Origin of the sequence: Pseudomonas sp. M5 (genome assembly GCF_016907075.1) — a bacterium.
GTDB lineage: Bacteria > Pseudomonadota > Gammaproteobacteria > Pseudomonadales > Pseudomonadaceae > Aquipseudomonas > Aquipseudomonas putida_E.
The window spans coordinates 366,605-382,876 of the sequence record NZ_JAFBBH010000001.1; the positions used below are offsets into that span (position 1 = coordinate 366,605).

At 64.1% G+C, this 16,272-nt stretch carries 14 protein-coding genes; 6 read left to right on the forward strand and 8 right to left on the reverse strand.

The window, feature by feature from the left end:
• The first annotated feature begins 2 nt into the window (after positions 1-2).
• A complete protein-coding gene (locus JOE27_RS01730; protein WP_174141732.1) occupies positions 3-1,742 on the forward strand; it encodes an acyl-CoA dehydrogenase in 1,740 nt (579 codons plus the stop codon).
• On the opposite strand, the gene JOE27_RS01735 is transcribed toward JOE27_RS01730, so the two are convergent.
• Both JOE27_RS01735 and JOE27_RS01740 read right to left on the reverse strand, forming a co-directional pair.
• The gene (locus JOE27_RS01735) at positions 1,723-2,733 is read right to left on the reverse strand and encodes a formylglycine-generating enzyme family protein (RefSeq protein WP_119688729.1); all 1,011 of its coding nucleotides are present in this window, start codon (positions 2,731-2,733) and stop codon (positions 1,723-1,725) included. The genes JOE27_RS01730 and JOE27_RS01735 overlap by 20 nt on opposite strands.
• Positions 2,730-4,400, reverse strand: coding sequence for an arylsulfatase (locus tag JOE27_RS01740; RefSeq protein ID WP_174141734.1), 1,671 nt, complete (start codon positions 4,398-4,400; stop codon positions 2,730-2,732). Before JOE27_RS01740 ends, JOE27_RS01735 begins: the two co-directional genes overlap by 4 nt.
• A gap of 248 nt (positions 4,401-4,648) precedes the next feature.
• Here JOE27_RS01740 and JOE27_RS01745 point away from each other — a divergent pair, with 248 nt between their 5' ends.
• Positions 4,649-6,040, forward strand: a complete 1,392-nt coding sequence (locus tag JOE27_RS01745; RefSeq protein ID WP_174141736.1) for an alginate export family protein — start codon at positions 4,649-4,651, stop codon at positions 6,038-6,040.
• A gap of 36 nt (positions 6,041-6,076) precedes the next feature.
• Positions 6,077-7,282: a 3-(3-hydroxy-phenyl)propionate transporter MhpT gene (gene mhpT / locus JOE27_RS01750; RefSeq protein WP_046785637.1), complete on the forward strand. Its 1,206-nt coding sequence runs from the start codon at positions 6,077-6,079 to the stop codon at positions 7,280-7,282.
• Between the two features lie 79 nt (positions 7,283-7,361).
• Here mhpT and JOE27_RS01755 read toward each other — a convergent pair whose 3' ends face one another.
• Complete coding sequence (locus JOE27_RS01755) at positions 7,362-7,871, reverse strand: nucleoside deaminase (protein ID WP_119688732.1); 510 nt, start codon at positions 7,869-7,871, stop codon at positions 7,362-7,364.
• 34 nt (positions 7,872-7,905) lie between these two features.
• Positions 7,906-9,240 carry a nucleobase:cation symporter-2 family protein gene (locus JOE27_RS01760; protein ID WP_119688733.1) on the reverse strand — a complete coding sequence of 445 codons (1,335 nt, stop codon included), beginning with the start codon at positions 9,238-9,240 and terminating at the stop codon, positions 7,906-7,908.
• A 186-nt stretch (positions 9,241-9,426) separates the two neighbouring features.
• On the opposite strand from JOE27_RS01760, the gene JOE27_RS01765 reads away from it, so the two are divergent.
• Both JOE27_RS01765 and JOE27_RS01770 read left to right on the forward strand, forming a co-directional pair.
• Positions 9,427-10,341 (forward strand): LysR family transcriptional regulator, encoded by a 915-nt coding sequence (locus tag JOE27_RS01765; RefSeq protein WP_204917679.1) that lies wholly within the window; start codon positions 9,427-9,429, stop codon positions 10,339-10,341.
• Between the two features lie 98 nt (positions 10,342-10,439).
• Positions 10,440-10,925 carry an anti-virulence regulator CigR family protein gene (locus JOE27_RS01770; RefSeq protein ID WP_174141740.1) on the forward strand — a complete coding sequence of 162 codons (486 nt, stop codon included), beginning with the start codon at positions 10,440-10,442 and terminating at the stop codon, positions 10,923-10,925.
• A 19-nt stretch (positions 10,926-10,944) separates the two neighbouring features.
• On the opposite strand, the gene JOE27_RS01775 is transcribed toward JOE27_RS01770, so the two are convergent.
• Entirely contained in the window at positions 10,945-11,931 is a 987-nt protein-coding gene (locus JOE27_RS01775) for a 5'-nucleotidase (protein WP_046785633.1), read from the reverse strand.
• Between the two features lie 173 nt (positions 11,932-12,104).
• Here JOE27_RS01775 and adhP point away from each other — a divergent pair, with 173 nt between their 5' ends.
• Complete coding sequence (adhP, locus tag JOE27_RS01780; RefSeq protein WP_204917682.1) at positions 12,105-13,115, forward strand: alcohol dehydrogenase AdhP; 1,011 nt, start codon at positions 12,105-12,107, stop codon at positions 13,113-13,115.
• 104 nt (positions 13,116-13,219) lie between these two features.
• On the opposite strand, the gene JOE27_RS01785 is transcribed toward adhP, so the two are convergent.
• From JOE27_RS01785 to JOE27_RS01795, 3 genes are all read right to left on the reverse strand, one after another.
• Positions 13,220-13,966: an SDR family NAD(P)-dependent oxidoreductase gene (locus JOE27_RS01785; RefSeq protein ID WP_115275189.1), complete on the reverse strand. Its 747-nt coding sequence runs from the start codon at positions 13,964-13,966 to the stop codon at positions 13,220-13,222.
• Between the two features lie 12 nt (positions 13,967-13,978).
• Positions 13,979-14,665, reverse strand: a complete 687-nt coding sequence (locus JOE27_RS01790) for a type 1 glutamine amidotransferase domain-containing protein (protein ID WP_115275188.1) — start codon at positions 14,663-14,665, stop codon at positions 13,979-13,981.
• A 415-nt stretch (positions 14,666-15,080) separates the two neighbouring features.
• A complete protein-coding gene (locus tag JOE27_RS01795) occupies positions 15,081-16,232 on the reverse strand; it encodes an MFS transporter (protein ID WP_204917684.1) in 1,152 nt (383 codons plus the stop codon).
• Positions 16,233-16,272: the final 40 nt, after the last annotated feature.

Genomic DNA, 16,272 nt, shown 5'->3' on the forward strand with positions numbered 1-16,272 from the left:
CCATGGCTTGGAAGGCTCCCCTGCAGGACATGCAATTCGTGCTGGAGCATTGGCTGAGGGCCGAGCAGGCCTGGCAGCAGTTGCCGGCCTACGCCGACGTCGATCTCGAACTGGCCCTGCAGGTGCTGCAGGAGGCCGCCCGCTTCAGCGAACAGGCACTGGCGCCGTTGAATGCACTGGGCGACCGCCAGGGCTGCCACCTGGAGCAGGGCAGGGTGCGCACACCGGACGGCTTTGCGGCGGCCTATCGGGCTTACGTGGACGGCGGCTGGCCGGCGCTGGCCTGCGAGCCCCGGTTCGGCGGCCAGGGCTTGCCGTTGGTGCTGGATGCGGCGGTTCAGGAGATGCTCTTTGCCAGCAACCATGGCTGGGCCATGTACACCGGCATCGCCCATGGCGCCTACCTGTGCCTTAAGGCCCATGGCAGCGACCAATTGCAGGCGCGTTACCTGCCCGGCATTGTCAGCGGCGCAAGCCTGCCCACCATGTGCCTGACCGAGCCGCAGGCCGGCAGTGACCTTGCCTTGCTGCGCTGTCGTGCCGAACCGCTGGGCGACGGCAGCTACGCGGTCACCGGCAACAAGCTGTTCATTTCCGGGGGCGACCACGACCTGACCCGCGACATCCTGCACCTGGTGCTGGCGCGTTTGCCCGATGCACCGGCAGGCAGCCGTGGGCTGTCATTGCTGCTGGTGCCCAACGGGTTGGAGGGCGGTGTGGGCAACGGGGTGCAGTGCGATGGCCTTGAGCACAAACTGGGCATTCGCGGCAGCGCCACCTGTGCGCTGCGCTTCGAGGGGGCCAAGGGCTGGCTGGTGGGGCAGGCGCACGGTGGCCTGGCGGCCATGTTCGTGATGATGAATTCCGCCAGGTTGCACGTCGGCCTGCAAGGGTTGGGGCACGCCGAAGCGGCTTGGCAACTGGCCCGTGACTACGCACTGGAGCGTCGCCAGATGCGCGCCCCCGGGCATTCGCCGGGCGCCGCTGCCGACCCCATCCACCTGCACCCCGCCATGCGCCTTACGCTACTGGAGTTGCGGGTGCGCACCGAAGGCATGCGCAGCCTGGGATACTGGACGGCGCACTGGCTGGATGTGGCCGACGCCTCTAGTGACCCTGCCCAGCGTGCCAAAGCGTCGACACTGGCGGCGTTGCTGACGCCGATCATCAAGGCGGCGTTCACCGACTATGGTTTCAGCCTGTCGAGCAAAGCGCTGCAGGTGTTTGGCGGCTATGGCTACACCTGCGAATTCCCCATCGAGCAGGTGCTGCGCGACAGCCGGATTGCGATGATCTACGAAGGCACCAACGAAATTCAGGCCAACGACCTGTTGTTGCGCAAAGTGCTGGGCGATAGTGGTGAAGGCTTTGCGCTGCTGCTGGGCGAGCTGCGTGCCGAGGCCGGGGCCGGCCAGGGCGGCGCTGCCGAGGCGCTCGGTATGGTCTGCGACCGGTTGCAAGGGGTGGTTGCCGAGGTCGAGCGTAGTGCTGCGCACGGCCCGGAATACCCCTACCGCGCGGCCGGGGCGTTCCTGCAGTTGTGCGCCACGGCACTGCAGGCCTTTGCCTGGGCCCGCACCGTTCGCTGCCTCGAGGCGTTGCCGGCCGATGCGTCGCTACGGCGCGAGAAGCACGAAAGCGCCACCTTCTTTTTCAACTATCTGCTGCCAGACTTCGACCGGCAGGTGGCAGCCGTCGAGGCGGCCGCCTGCCCATTGCCGTTCATTGGCGAACCGTTCTGAACCCCACGTGCGAGGTCGCGATAAAGGCCGGCTGAGGCTGGCGCGCCGAGGGCCGGTAACGCATGCACAGGTCTGCCGAGCACAGGTGCGAGCCGCCTTTGATCACCGCCACCGGTATGCCCGGCTCGGCGGGGTCGTAGCTTTCGCTCAAGGCGGGGCCGGGCGGGTCCAAGGCCGCGTCGCGTTGCGCATCGTGGCCCGGGCGATAACCGGTGCGGGTCAGCTCCCAGACATTGCCCCCCGCATCGAACACGCCGAACCGGTTGGCCGGGAAGCAGCCCACCGGTGAGGTACCGGTGAAGCCGTCAGCGGCCGTGTTGTTGTAGGGGAACTGGCCCTGCCAGGTGTTGGCCATCAGCTTGCCCTTGGGCAGCTCAGTCTTGCCCCAACTGAAGTCGGCATCTTCCAGCCCGCCACGCATGGCGTATTCCAGTTGCGCTTCGCTGGGCAGGGCACGGCCAGCCCAGCGCGCGTAGGCTTGTGCATCTTCCAGTGTCACTTGCACCACCGGGTGGTTTTCAAGCCCTGCCAGGTCACTGCCAGGGCCCTGCGGGTGTCGCCAGCTGGCCCCTGGCACAAACTGCCAGCCCGGGTTGAGCACCTTCGGCCCCTGCTGGAACACCATTGCGCCCGGCACGCGCAGCGTGTCGGGCAGGGTGGGGTCCACCTCGGCGCTGATGCCCCGTTCAGCCTGTGTAAGGTAACCGGTAACTGCCACGAACCGGGCGAACTGGGCGTTGGTGACCGGGTGCCGGTCGACCCAGAAGCCCGACACCTTTGCCGCGTGTGGCGGGCCTTCTTCATCATAGAAACGGTCTGAACCGAAGGTGAACACGCCACCCGGCAAGCGCACCATGCCATCGTGCCTGGCGGGCAAGCCGCTGTAGCCCTCGCACAGCAGTACCGGCGCCGGGGCTTGTGGCCAGGCGCCGTAGGCCACGGCGAGTAAGCCGGCGGCGACCAACGCGCAACCGGCTACCCGCGCAATCATGGCTTGCTGGCCAGGGGCATGGCGGGGCTTGCCGGGCGCCCGTCAGCGTCGATGGCGATATTGCTGCGTTGGGCATAGGCCTTCCAGTCGCGCAGCAGGTCGCTCACCTGCTGGGGGTGTGCGGCTGCGATGTCATGGTGCTCGCCAGGGTCGTTGCTCAGGTCGTACAGGTGCCAGGCCGGGGTGCCATCGGTGGCATCCCACAGCAGTTTCATCGGCCCTTTGCGCAACGAGGCGCTGCCGTTGATTTCCCAGCCCAGGGCCTCGTCATGGGCGTGGATCCGGGTGTCCTTGCCTTGCAGGTAGTCCAGCGCCGAGGTGCCCTGCGGCGGAACGATGGCGCGGTCGCGGTAGTTGATGCCGGGCATCGGCGCGCCGGCCAGTTGCAGCAGCGTCGGCATGATGTCCCTGACACTGGCCAGTTCATCGCTGCGCCCGGCCTTGATGGTGGCCGGGTGGTAAACGAAGGCGGGCACGCGGATGCCGCCCTGGTAGGTGGTCATCTTGTAGCGGCGGCTGGGCAGGGCGCTGACCTGGGCCCAGGCCGAGCCGATCATCAGGAACGAATCACGCCGCCCGTAGTTGGCCAGGCGGGTATCGAAGTTTTCCTTGATCCAGTTGGGGTCGACGCGGGTGGCATTTTCCGGCCCGTTGTCGGACATGAACAGCACCAGCGTGTTGTCCAGTTCACCGGTTTTGCGCAGGTGGTCGACCAGGCGCCCGACCTCGGCATCCAGGGCCGCCACCATGGCCGCGTAGACCTCCATGGTGCGCGCTGATTGCTGTTGCTGCTGTTTTGTCAGCGATGCCCAGCCCGGTACGCCCTCCAGTTGCGGCTCCAGCGGGAAGTCCGCTGGCACCAGCCCGGCCTTGCGCTGACGCGCCAGGCGCTCGCGGGCAATTACCTCATAGCCTTGGTCGTAGCGGCCGCGGTATTGCGCCAGGTATTCATCCGGCGCCTGCAAGGGCCAGTGCGGCGCGGTGTAGGCGGCAAAGGCAAAGAAGGGTTTGTTGCTGGCCTTGCCGTCGTCGATGGCGGCGATGAGGCGGTCGGTGAACCAGGTCGTGGAGTAAAAGTCGTCGGGCAGTTCGATGGGCTCGCCATTGTGGCGGAAGGTCGAGCTGTAGTTGGGCTGCAGCGCCATGTTGGCCTGCTTGAAATGCGCAGCGCCCCCTTCGAGCAGCACGTAGGCCTGGTCGAAACCACGGTTCTGGGGCTGCTGCGCGGGCTGCATGCCCAGGTGCCATTTGCCGGAGATGTAGGTGCGATAGCCAGCATCGTGCAGCAGTTCTGCCAGGGTGGCGACATTGCTGCCCAGGACCCCTTCGTAACCGGCGCGCACCTGAGCGCCGGCCGGCAAGCGTTTGCGTGCTTCGGCCATCATGCCCAGCCCGGCCAGGTGCGGGTCGTTGCCAGACATCAGCATGGCGCGGGTAGGGGAGCAGCTTGGCGCGGCATGGAAGTCCAGCATCAGGCGGCCGTCGTTCAGCAGTTTGTCCAGGTTGGGCGTCTGGATTTCGCTGCCCAGTGCCGACAGGTCCGAGAAACCGAGGTCGTCAGCAACAATCAGCAGAATGTTTGGTTGTTTAACGGTTGGCGAGGCCAGGGCCTGGCTTGCGCCGAGCATGAGCAAGCCGAGAGCAGCAAGAGGTTTGAGGCAGTTCATGAGGATGCTCTTTTTGTTTTGATTAGAGTCGTGGCGGCGTGCCCGCAAGGTAGAGAGCCCGCAACGTCCATGGTAACGGCCATTTCTACGGCTGCGCAGGCGCCTGTGAAAAAAACGTTCGATAAACGAACGCTGGATCTGCCTGATATCAGGTAGTTTCAATCACCCTATTGACGGCAAGATGGTTAACAAAAATAATCGTTAACAGAGTTATCCAATTTCATAAAAACAAGTAAAGGGAAATTCTGATGACCAGGCCGTTGAACCGGTGGTGGGTGCCCGTTGTACTGCTTTCGATAGGCCAATGCGTGCAGGCGGCCAGTCCACTTGAACAGAGCCGGCCAGGCCGGCCCGGCGCGCCTCGCTGGGTCGAGGACTATCGGTTCCTGGATACCCCGGCCAAGGCCAGCGACCCGTTCGATGGGGTGCGCTACCATCGCTTGTCCGAGTCGGCCTGGCTGCAGCTGGGGGCCGAAGCCCGTTACCGGGCCGATGTATTCAACAAGCCTTTTTTCGGCTTGCGCGGGTTGAACGACGACTCCTATTTGATGCAGCGCTTGCAGGCGCACGCCGACCTGCATCTGTTCGATGATGCTGTGCGCACCTTCGTCCAGGTGGAGAACACCCGGGCGTTCGACAAGGACCTGTACTCCCCAAATGATGAAAGCCGCAATGAAGTGCGCCAGGCCTTCGTCGATTTCAACCATGATTTTGCCCAGGGGCGTTACACCACCCGCATCGGCCGCCAGGAGATGGGGCTTGGCGACCAGGCTTGGGTCACCTACCGGGACTCGCCCAACATCCGCCTGAGCTTCGACGGCGTGCGCGCCAGCCTCAACCTCAAGGACGGCCGCAAGCTCGACGCCTTCGCGTTTCGGCCGCTCAAGACCGGCGAGGACAGCTGGGACGATGGCAGCAACAATGCAGTCAAGTTCTATGGCCTGTATGGCACCTTGCCGCTGACGGCGGCCTGGAACATCGACCTGTTCGCCTTCGGCCTTGAAACCGATGACCGCAGCCTGGCCGGTGAAGCGGGCGACGAGCAACGCTATACCTTTGGCACGCGGGTGTTTGGCCGCCAGCAGGCGCTGGACTGGAGCTGGAACCTGGCCGGGCAGACCGGGCACCTGGGCAATGCCTCGATTCGTGCCTGGGCGCTGTCCAGCGATACCGGCTACACCTTCGCGCACGCCTGGCAGCCCCGGCTGGGCATGCGCATCGACGCCGCCAGCGGTGACCGCGAGCTGGGCGATGGCAAGGTCAACACCTTCGACCCGCTGTTCCCGCGCAACGGCGTTTATGGTGAGGCCAGCCTGACCACCTTGAGCAACATCATCGTGGTGGGGCCGACGTTCGGCTTTTCACCTTGGCGTACCTTGCGCTTCGAACCGGGCGTCTTCGAAGTGTGGAAGCAGCGTGCAGAAGACGGTGTGTACATGCCCGGCATGAGTATGTTGGCCAATACCCGTGGCACCGGGCGCCATGTGGGCACCATCTACCGTGCCAACACCCGTTGGCTGGCAACACCCAACCTGACCCTGGACGTCGACCTGAAGTACTACGACGTCAGTTCCGCCATCAAGGACGCCGGAGGGGAAGATTCTTCGTTCATCTCGTTACGTGCCACGTTCAGGCTTTGATCCTAACCCAACGCATAACAACAAAAGGGCTTACCCATGCGTGATTCATCCCCTTCTTCAAGCAAGCCGGTGCTTACCATCGGCCTGTGTTTTCTCGTGGCATTGCTCGAAGGCCTCGACCTTCAGGCTACCGGCATCGCCGCACCGCACATGGCCAAGGCGTTCGCGCTGACGCCGGCGATGCTTGGCTGGGTGTTCAGTGCAGGGCTGCTGGGGTTGCTGCCCGGTGCATTCATCGGCGGTTGGCTTGCCGACCGGCTGGGCCGCAAGAACATCCTCATCGTGGCGGTGCTGTTGTTCGGCGGCTTCTCGCTCGGTACCGCCCTGGCCGACAGCTACGCCTCGCTGCTGGTTGCACGGCTGATGACCGGCTTGGGCCTGGGCGCCGCGTTGCCCATCCTGATCGCCCTGGCCAGTGAAGCGGCGCCCGAGCGGCTGCGCAGCACCGCCGTGAGCATCACGTATTGTGGCGTGCCCCTGGGCGGCGCCATCGCTTCGATCATCGGCATGGCGCCGTTGGGCGAAGACTGGCGTGTGGTGTTCTACGTGGGTGGTATCGCACCGATCGTCATCGCCCTGGTGCTGGTGGTATGGCTGAAAGAGTCCCAGGCGTTTCGTGCTCAAACCGGTGAGAAGGTTGCCGGCCAAGGCATGCTGGCCCAGCTGTTCGGGCCGGGGCATGCAAGCCGCACCCTGCTGCTGTGGGTGGCGTGCTTCTTTACCCTGACCGTGTTGTACATGCTGCTCAACTGGTTGCCGTCGTTGTTGATCGGGCAAGGTTTCAGCCGCCCACAGGCAGGCACGGTGCAGATCCTGTTCAACCTCGGCGGTGCGGCGGGCTCGTTCCTGACCGGGCGGATGATGGACAAGGGCCACGCCCGCCGCGCAGTGTTCATTGCGTACATCGGCATGCTGGCGGCGCTGGCGGGGCTTGGCCTGTCGACCAGCTTTGCCTTCATGCTCGTGGCCGGGTTCATTGCCGGCTACTGCGCCATCGGCGGCCAACTGGTGCTGTACGCACTGGCACCGACCCTGTATTCGACTCAGGTACGGGCCACTGGGGTGGGGGCTTCGGTTGCCATCGGGCGCTTGGGTTCGATGGCCGGGCCGTTGGCGGCGGGGCAGATCCTGGCAGCCGGGACGGGGGTGGGTGGGGTGCTGCTGGCGGCTTCACCAGGCTTGGTGGTGGCTGCTGTGGCGGCACGGGCATTGTTGGCCAAACGTAACCGGCAACCGCAGTAAGCCGGCCCGCAGGCGATCAAGGCGCCAGGCAGTTCGGTGAACCTGCCTGGCGATTCTTGAGCTAAGTGTGTGCCTGCGTTCATTTCCAGAACCCCTTGTGCGCAGCAGCTGCTTCGTCCTCCAACAATGGGCCGTGCACGATCACATCACGTTGGCCCCGGGCGAACACCTCACGGCACGGCAAGGAAAACGTCGGATTTTCCGGGTGGTCCCCGGTCAGCCCGAGCAGCGTATGTTCCGACAGCGCATACACCACCCGGCCAATACCGGTCCAGTACACGGCACCGGCGCACATGCAGCAGGGTTCGGCGCTGGTGTAGAGCGTGCAGTTGGCCAGTGCTTCGGGCGGCAGGGCCTTGGCTGCCAGGGCCGCAGCGACCAGTTCGGCGTGTTGGGTGGGGTCGCCTTCGGGCGGCATGGAGTTGTTGCCAGCGCTGGCGATCACCCGGCCTTCGGCATCGGCGACGATGGCCGCGAAGGGGTGGCGACCGCGTGCTTTGGACTGCTCTGCCAGGCGCATCGACTGGCGTAGCAGGTCCAGGTCGAGGGCGGACAGGTCGGTGGCAGCTGGCGTGTAGAGAGTGGTCATGGATGCTCCTGGGGATAGGCAGGGGTAAAAGGGCTCACTTGGCCACGCTGGCATCGGCGCGGTCCGGGTCTGTGGTCTTGTCGTCATTGAGCAGCAGGTTGAGCGTGATCGCCGTGATCGCGCCGAGGAAAATGCCGCTCTCCAGCACCAGCTTGAGCGGGCCGCTCAGGTGATGGAAAAGCGCCGGGAACGACATTGGCAACACGCCGATGCTGATCGAAACGGCGACGATGATGCCGTTGCGGGTACCTTCGAAAGGCACGCGTGAGAGCGCCTGGATACCGGCCACCGTGGTCATGCCGAACATGACGATGGCGCACCCGCCCAGCACCGGCGTGGGCACGGCGGCGATCAGCGCGCCCAGTTTAGGAAACAGCCCCATCAGCACCATGATTGCGCCGGCAGCGGCGACCACGAAGCGGCTCTTGACGTTGGAAAGCGCGATCAGCCCGGTGTTCTGGGTGAAGGCGTTGTACGGGAAACTGTTGAACAGCCCGCCGAGCATCGTCGACAGGCCGTCTGCCCGGAAAGCGTTGCCTAGTGTGCTGGTATCTGTGGGCTTGCCGACCAGTTTGCCGATGGCCAGGCAGTTGCCCGTGGTCTCGGCCATGATCACCAGCATCGCCAGCACCATGATGAGGATTGGCGTAGTGGAGAACTGCGGCGCACCGAAGGCCATGGGTGGGCTCAGCTCGAACCAGGCGGCTTCGCTGACCTTGCCGAAGTGCGTCATGCCAAAGGCTGCGGCCAGCAGGCTGCCGCACAGCAGGCCGATCAGCACGCTGAGGTTGCCGATAAAGCCCGAAAAGCGCGCATACACCAGCAGCGTGATGGCGACCGTCGCCATGCCCAGCAGCAGGTTGGCGGGGTTGCCGAAGTCCGGCGCCCCCGGGTCGCCGCCACCCAGCCAGATGGCCGCTGCGGGCATCAGCGAGATACCGATGATGGTGATCAGGCTGCCGATCACCACCGGTGGGAAAAAGCGCAGCAGCCGGCTGAACAGCGGCGCGAGGCCGATGGTGATGGCGCCGGCGGCAATCACGGCGCCAAACACCTCCTGCAGGCCGAACTGCTTGCCGATCATGATCATCGGTGCCAGCGCGATGAACGAGCAGCCCTGGATCAACGGCAGGCGCGCCCCGAAGCGCCAGAAACCTAGGGTCTGGATCAGTGTGGCGATGCCCGAGGTGAACAGGTTGGCGTTGATCAGCGTCACGATCTGCGCCTGGGTAAGGCCCAGTGCGCTACCGAGGATGAGCGGCACCGCGACCGCGCCGGCATACATCACCAGCACGTGCTGCAGGCCAAAGGTGAACAGTTGCCGCAGCGGTAATACTTCGTCTACAGCGTGGACCTTGCTTGGGCTCATGGCGTGAATCTCCTGAAGGTGCGGCTCTTTTCGTTGTTTTCGGCGCCTGGAGTGACACGCAGCGCAGGGTTCGAACAGGGCAGCTGCAAGCGTGGTCGAGGCCGATGATCCGGCGAAATGAACGATGGAACAAATGAATAACCATCGTTAGCATCGATGGATCATGTGGCAGGGCAGGGGGTTGGGATGCGCTTTTCGCTGGAGCAATTGCAGGTGTTCGTCGCCGCAGTACAGGCGGGCTCGTTTTCGGCAGCGGCGCGGCGCCTGGGGCGTACCCAGTCCACCGTCAGCGCTGCAATCAGCAACCTGGAAACCGACCTGGGCGTGGAGTTGTTCGACCGCAGCAGCCGCATTCCGGCATTGACCGCCGCCGGGCATAAACTGCTGCTGCGGGCCGAGGGCATCCTTGAGCGTTGCTATGCCCTGGAGGGCAGCGCCGACAACCTGGCGCAGCAGGCCGAGCCTGCGCTCACGCTCGCCATCGAGGTGCCGTATGGGTCACTGATCCCGGTGTTCAAAGCGTTCGATCAGGCGTTCCCCTTCGTCGACTTGCTGATTCGCCACCCGGTGCACGGCGATGTCAGCGAAATGGTGCTTAAGGGTGAGGCAGACCTTGGCATCGCTTTTTCCCAGCCGGGCTACCCGCCTGCATTGGCCTTCCAGCAGCTGGGCAAACTGATCATGGCTCATGTCTGCCACGCCACCCACCCGCTGGCGCAACTGCAAACCTGCACCTTCGCCGACCTGCACGCCCACCGCCGCCTGGCCTTCTTCGCCCACGCGCAAAAGCTGCCCAGCAGCGAATACCTGCGTACCGTGCAGCTTTGGCAGGCCGAGAGCTACCTGGCGCTGGTGGAAATGGTGCGCGGTGGCCTGGGTTGGGCGACCCTGCCACGGCAGCTGGTGCAGCGGGAGCTGGATGCCGGTGAACTGATCGAGTTGCAGCTGCAGGCCTATCCGCACACCGACTGGTTGGTCGGCGTCGACCTGCTGTGGCATCAGCAGCGCCGGCCGGGCAGGGCTGCCCTGTGGTTGCGCGATTGCCTGCAGCGCACCAAGGTGTTCGAGCTGGACCGGCGCGGCATGCCTACCACGTTGTAGGCGCCATGTGCTGAGCTTCCCAGGCGCGCTGGCCTGCTATCGATGATTGCAATGTCGTCTACATTTCAACAAACCACTTCACCGCAAAGGATGCTCTCATGACCAAGTTGAAAGCTCTGATTGCCGCTGTAACGTCAGTGGCATTGCTCGCGGCGTCGGGCGCTGCGCTCGCCGACCCGGGTAACGGCAAAGGCAACGGTAATGGCAACGATAAGGGGCATGGGCAAGGCAAGGGGCAGGCCCCGCATGCCCAAGGGCAAGGCAATGCTGGCGGCAAAAAGGGTGGCTCGGGTAGCGATGACTGGCATGGCGGGCCGTCGATCGACCGGGGGGATGTGCTGGGCATTCTGGGTGGCCACCGCAGCTATTGGAGCCCGGGCCCCGCATTGCCGCCGGGCATCCAGAAAAACCTGGCGCGCGGCAAGCCGCTGCCGCCTGGTATCGCCAAGAAGCTCGATGGCCGGCTGCTTGGGCAGTTGCCGCATTACGACGGATACGAGTGGATGCAGGCCGGGGTTGACCTGATCCTGGTAGCTGTCGCCACGGGGATCATTTATGAGGTGGTGAACGGGGCGTTCGATTGAAGTGGCTGAAGCGGCGCTTTCAACCCATCTTCAAGCGTGCCGTGGTCGTGTTGACCACCTCGCTCGGGCGCCGCTCTAGCGTTTTGTTGGCTACCCCAAACGGCACATGCACCATCGGCAAATCCCCTGCCGCCGACATCAGATGGCTGCGCTGGTCATCGAAGAACATGTGTGGTTTGAGAATCGACAGCACGCGGCTCTTCTCCATTCCCCCAAGAAAGAACGATTCATCCGGTGAAACACCCCAGTCCTTCAAGGTCGTCACCACCCGTTCATGTGACGGGGCATTGCGCGCGGTGACGATGGCGATACGCAGGATGCGTTTGTATGCCGGGTCCTGCACCAGCTTCTGATCTTCGAGCGTGCGAATCAGCGAAAGCTTGCGATACAGGTCCGCCAACGGCCCCGGCTGGTGCGGAATGGCCTTGTGCGCATGTTCATGGGCCTGGAATTCATTCAGGTCCTGGCGCTCTTTGTACACGCTCTCCGCTTCGTCATCGGCAATCACCCCATCGAAGTCGAAGGCCACCCGCAATTCGGTGTCGATCTCGTCATCATAGATCTTGCTCGGCAGCACCAGGCCGGCGGGGTAGTCGGCGTCGATGGCACGCTGCACGTCACCTTCGTGGGCGCTGAGAAACAGCGAGGCGTTGAAGGCGGGGATGTATTCGTAGGGCGAGCGGCCGGACATGAATGCGGCACGGGTGATGTCCAGGCCGTAATGGGCGATGGAGCGGAACACCCGCAGGCCGGTTTCGGGTGAGTTGCGCGACAGCAGCACCACTTCTACCGGCAACTGCTCGGGGAAGGCCTTGTTGATGCTCAGGAAGCGGCGGATGAAGGGGAATGCCACGCCTTTGGGGAAGGGTACGTCGAGGTTGGCTTCCTGGTGCAGGCGGTAGGCTTCCACGCCATCTGTCTGGTAGATATCGTCCGAGACGGTCAGGTCGAACAGTGCACTGGAGGCGACGCCGACGACGAGTTTCTGTTCGATGGGGTAGGGCATGGCGGGCTTCCTGGTGATGGTGCAGGGGCGCCTTGTCAGCAGGCTAGGCTCGAATCCTAGCAAACCCGGGCACCTACCGTCACAGACCCTGACCTGCAGCAAGTCCTGCGGCCAAACCACCACTATGCTGAACCCTTCAACTCAAGCTCACTCAAGTAATCAAGGAGGCATTCATGAAAGCTGCAGTTGTTGCAAAAGGGCGCCGTGTGGACGTGGTGGAAAAAACCCTGCGCCCGCTTGCGCACGGTGAAGCGTTGCTGAAGATGCAGTGCTGTGGCGTGTGCCACACCGACCTGCACGTCAAGAATGGCGATTTCGGTGACAAGACCGGTGTGATCCTCGGCCACGAAGGGATTGGCGTGGTGGTGGAGGTAGGGCCGGGCGTCACTTCGCTCAAGCCGGGCGACCGGGCCAGCGTGGCGTGGTTCTTCCAGGGCTGTGGGCACTGCGAGTACTGCAACAGCGGTAACGAAACGCTGTGCCGTGAGGTGAAGAACTCGGGCTATACCGTCGACGGCGGCATGGCAGAGGCGTGCATCGTGGTGGCCGACTACGCGGTAAAGGTGCCCGAGGGGCTCGACTCGGCTGCCGCCAGCAGCATCACCTGCGCCGGTGTGACCACCTACAAAGCGGTGAAATCGTCCAACATCCGCCCCGGGCAGTGGATTGCGGTTTACGGCCTCGGTGGGCTGGGCAACCTGGCCCTGCAGTATGCGAAGAATGTCTTCAACGCCCGGGTCATCGCGATCGATGTGAATGATGAGCAACTGGCGTTCGCCCGTGAAATGGGCGCCGACCTGGTGGTCAATGCGCGCAGTGAGGATGTAGCCAAAGTCATCCAGGCGCAAACCGGTGGCGCGCATGCGGCCGTGGTGACTGCGGTGTCGAAAAGCGCGTTCAACTCTGCAGTCGATGCGCTGCGTGCCGGTGGCCGGCTGGTGGCTGTCGGGCTGCCGCCGGAGGCCATGAGCCTGGATATTCCGCGGTTGGTGCTCGATGGCATCGAAGTGGTCGGGTCACTGGTCGGTACCCGCCAGGACCTGGCTGAAGCCTTTGAATTTGCCGCGCAAGGCAAGGTGGTGCCGAAGGTCACGCTGCGGCCGATCGAAGACATCAACGACATTTTCGAAGAGATGCTGGAAGGTAAGATCAAGGGTCGGATGGTGATCAACTTCGCGGATTGAGCGGTGCGCGGTCAGGTGCATGGGGCGGGTTTTTCAGCGCTGTCTGGATCGAGCGCCAGAACACCCGAGCCATGCACCCGTCCCTGTCGTCAACCTTGGCGACCTCACCAGGTGATCGGCTGACCGTCCCACGCCCAGAAGCTGCCACTGTCCGCCGGCCCAAGCCGGCCAATCTGCTCCAGGATGCACTGCGCCGCGAACGCAGGTTCAAACAATTGTTCGGCGGGCACATTGGCCTGAAACGGTTGGGAAAGCTGCGTATCGGTAGTGCCGGGGTGCAGCACCAGCACCGTGGAAGCTGGGTTGATGCGTTTGAGTTCGATGCTTGCCGTATGCAGCAACTGGTTCAACGCGGCCTTGCTGGCGCGGTAGCTGTACCAGCCGCCCAGGCGATTGTCGCCGATGGACCCGACCCTGGCCGACAGCGCGGCAAAGGTGCAGGGCTGATTGCGCAGCAGCGCCAGCAGGTGCTTGAGCAGCAGCACCGGCGCGAACGCGTTGGTCGCGAAGCTGGCCTGCAGGCCAGCCAGGTCGAGTTGGGCCAGGGCCTTTTCCGCCTTGGCACCGTCGCGCTGCAGAATACCCAAGGTGCTTATCACCAGATCAAGGTGCGTGCAGGTGCGGCCGACCTCACGGGCCAGTGCTTCAAGGGACTGTTCGTTGCGGGCGTCGCAATCGATGCGCACCAGGCGCTCGCCATGTGCAGCGGCGAGCGCGGCCAGGGCTTCGCTGCCCCTGGCCTGGCGCGACACCGCCCACACCCGCGCCATGTCATCGCGTGCCAGCAGCTGTTTACAAAGCGCCAGGCCGATGCCCTGGCTGGCGCCGCAGATGAGTGCGTTCAGCGTCATGGTGCAGCGGCCCTATTCGCTTGCCAGGCGCTTGAGCAGCGCCGTGGCCACCGCCTCGGACGATGCCGGGTTCTGCCCGGTGATCAGGTGCCCGTCCTCGACCACATGGCTTGCCCAGTCCGGGCCCTTGGAATACTCACCGCCATTGCGCTTGAGCATGTCCTCGACCAGAAATGGCACCACATCGGTCAGTCCGACCGCGTCTTCCTCGCTGTTGGCGAACCCGGTCACTTTCTTGCCCTTGACCACAGGATGGCCGTCTGGCGCGTTGACGTTCTTGAGCACACCCGGCGCATGGCACACGGCGGCAATCGGTTTGTTGGACGCATAGAAGGCTTCGAGCAGCGTCTTGGAATCGTTGTCCTCGGCCAAGTCCCAAAGCGGCCCATGGCCACCGGGATAAAACACGGCGTCGAAGTCGTAAGGGTCGATTTCGCTCAGCGGTACTGTGTCGGCCAATGCCATCTGCCCCTCGGTATCACTGCGAAAACGCCGGGTCGCGTCGGTTTGCGCATCGTCCTCGTCGCTCTTGGGGTCCAGCGGCGGCTGCCCGCCTTTGGGCGAGGCGAGCGTGACGTCTGCGTTGGTGTCGATGAACACGTAGTAAGGTGCGGCGAACTCCTCCAGCCAGAAGCCGGTTTTTTTGCCGGTGTCGCCCAACTGATCGTGGGATGTCAGCACCATCAGGATCTTTTTCATCTGAGCCTGTTCTCCAAACATGAATGGGCAGCGCGCGGTTCGCCCTGCATTACTGTGGGAGGGCTGCGCAGGGCAGACGTTCCCTGCGCAGCAGCATCCTGTGTTGTCAGCTTTGCGCAGTCTGCGGCCATACCACGGCCTGGCAAGGTAAGTATGTCCGATATCCTGCGGCAGAATGCAGCATCGCCCTTGCTGGTGATGCAGGCGCTGCGGTGTATGGCACCGGCTTTGCCGGTGATCGCCGGCAAGCCGGCTCCTACAGGAGTGGCGTCAGCTGTAGAAATTGGATAAGCCAGTGCCCCGCAAGGTGGTGAAACGGGTTGGATGCCATGCCTTATGGCCGGCGCCGTACCTCGTGTGTGTGCCGGCTTGCCGGCGATCACCGGCGAAGCCGGTGCCTGTCGAGCTTCAGCCGTTACGCCGGCCTGGTCCTGCGATGAACCACTCCCGCCGCACACTTGAGCGCAAAGCCCAGCACGATCGCCGCCCCGGCACTCACGAAAATCATCTCCCGTCCCGCACTCTGCTGCTGCACGGCGACAAATGCCGGCGCCGCAGCCGCAGCCGCCACTTGCAGAGTGCTCACCCACGGGGTCAGCGTGCCCTGTGGGTCATTGGTGGCGATTGCGCCCATGTAGTAGGTCAGCGCCAGTACCCAGCCAAAGTTCATCAGCAACAATGCGCCGCAAAGCTGTTGTGCATCGTGGCTGTAGCGCGCCAGCAGCACGATCGACAGCAACACCAGCAGCGAACCGAAGCCGATCATCGGCCCGCGCGGTACTCGCCCGCCAAGCACGCTGGATAGCGCCCCGCCGGGCAAGCCGCCGAGTATCCCCAGGCCGAACGCCCAGCCCACGTCCACCGGCGCGATCCCACGCTCACGCGACAGCGGGTCGACAAAGCCCCAGATGCAGTAGATGGCAAGCTGCAAGCACAGCATCCCCAGCAAGGCATAGCGCCCGAGCATGGCCGAGCCGCCACCGCCCTGCGCCAGTTGCCGGGGCGCCTCGCGATGCATCCGGGTGGGGATGGCAAGCGCTGCCAGGGCGATCAATACGAACCAGAAGCCGATCGACGCGATCGCCCAACGGTTGCCAGATACCTCAGCCAATTGCGGCATGCAGGTGGCGTACAGGGCAAACACGGCGGTCTGAATCAGCAGCGACAGCCCATACGAGCGGTCCTGCCCGGGCAGGCGCCCCAGCCCACTGATCGCCCCGGCATACAACAGGCCCGTGGCCACGCCGCAGGCCAGGCGGCAGGCGATCAGCGCCGGCAGTGAGTCCAGCGCGCCACTGAGCAGGTTCAATGCCATCGCCACCAGCGCGCAGGCCACGTAGAAGCTCCGGCCGCCAAAGCGCCGCCCTAGTCCGGGCAGCAGCAGGCTGCCGAGCAAAGTCCCGATCATTTCTACCGACAGCACCCAGCCTTGCTGGCTGAGGTCCAGGTGCAGGCGTTCGCCGACCAGGCCAATGAAAATCGGTTGCACACCGATGATGATCAGCGCCGTGGCGGCGATGTAGATCAGGGCGGCACGCAGAAGCAGGGTATTTTTATTGTTGTGCATCGAGGGTTTCCCGGGTGAAGCAGGTAGTGCGGCCCGCAGG

Excerpts from the sequence above, each read along its gene's own strand:
- JOE27_RS01740 (WP_174141734.1), bottom strand. The coding sequence starts at position 4,400 with ATGAACTGCCTCAAACCTCTTGCTGCTCTCGGCTTGCTCATGCTCGGC.
- JOE27_RS01745 (WP_174141736.1), top strand. The coding sequence starts at position 4,649 with ATGACCAGGCCGTTGAACCGGTGGTGGGTGCCCGTTGTACTGCTTTCG.
- JOE27_RS01775 (WP_046785633.1), bottom strand. The coding sequence starts at position 11,931 with ATGCCCTACCCCATCGAACAGAAACTCGTCGTCGGCGTCGCCTCCAGT.
- JOE27_RS01735 (WP_119688729.1), bottom strand. The coding sequence starts at position 2,733 with ATGATTGCGCGGGTAGCCGGTTGCGCGTTGGTCGCCGCCGGCTTACTC.
- JOE27_RS01770 (WP_174141740.1), top strand. The coding sequence starts at position 10,440 with ATGACCAAGTTGAAAGCTCTGATTGCCGCTGTAACGTCAGTGGCATTG.
- JOE27_RS01765 (WP_204917679.1), top strand. The coding sequence starts at position 9,427 with ATGCGCTTTTCGCTGGAGCAATTGCAGGTGTTCGTCGCCGCAGTACAG.
- JOE27_RS01730 (WP_174141732.1), top strand. The coding sequence starts at position 3 with ATGGCTTGGAAGGCTCCCCTGCAGGACATGCAATTCGTGCTGGAGCAT.
- JOE27_RS01755 (WP_119688732.1), bottom strand. The coding sequence starts at position 7,871 with ATGACCACTCTCTACACGCCAGCTGCCACCGACCTGTCCGCCCTCGAC.
- adhP (WP_204917682.1), top strand. The coding sequence starts at position 12,105 with ATGAAAGCTGCAGTTGTTGCAAAAGGGCGCCGTGTGGACGTGGTGGAA.
- JOE27_RS01795 (WP_204917684.1), bottom strand. The coding sequence starts at position 16,232 with ATGCACAACAATAAAAATACCCTGCTTCTGCGTGCCGCCCTGATCTAC.
- JOE27_RS01790 (WP_115275188.1), bottom strand. The coding sequence starts at position 14,665 with ATGAAAAAGATCCTGATGGTGCTGACATCCCACGATCAGTTGGGCGAC.
- mhpT (WP_046785637.1), top strand. The coding sequence starts at position 6,077 with ATGCGTGATTCATCCCCTTCTTCAAGCAAGCCGGTGCTTACCATCGGC.
- JOE27_RS01760 (WP_119688733.1), bottom strand. The coding sequence starts at position 9,240 with ATGAGCCCAAGCAAGGTCCACGCTGTAGACGAAGTATTACCGCTGCGG.
- JOE27_RS01785 (WP_115275189.1), bottom strand. The coding sequence starts at position 13,966 with ATGACGCTGAACGCACTCATCTGCGGCGCCAGCCAGGGCATCGGCCTG.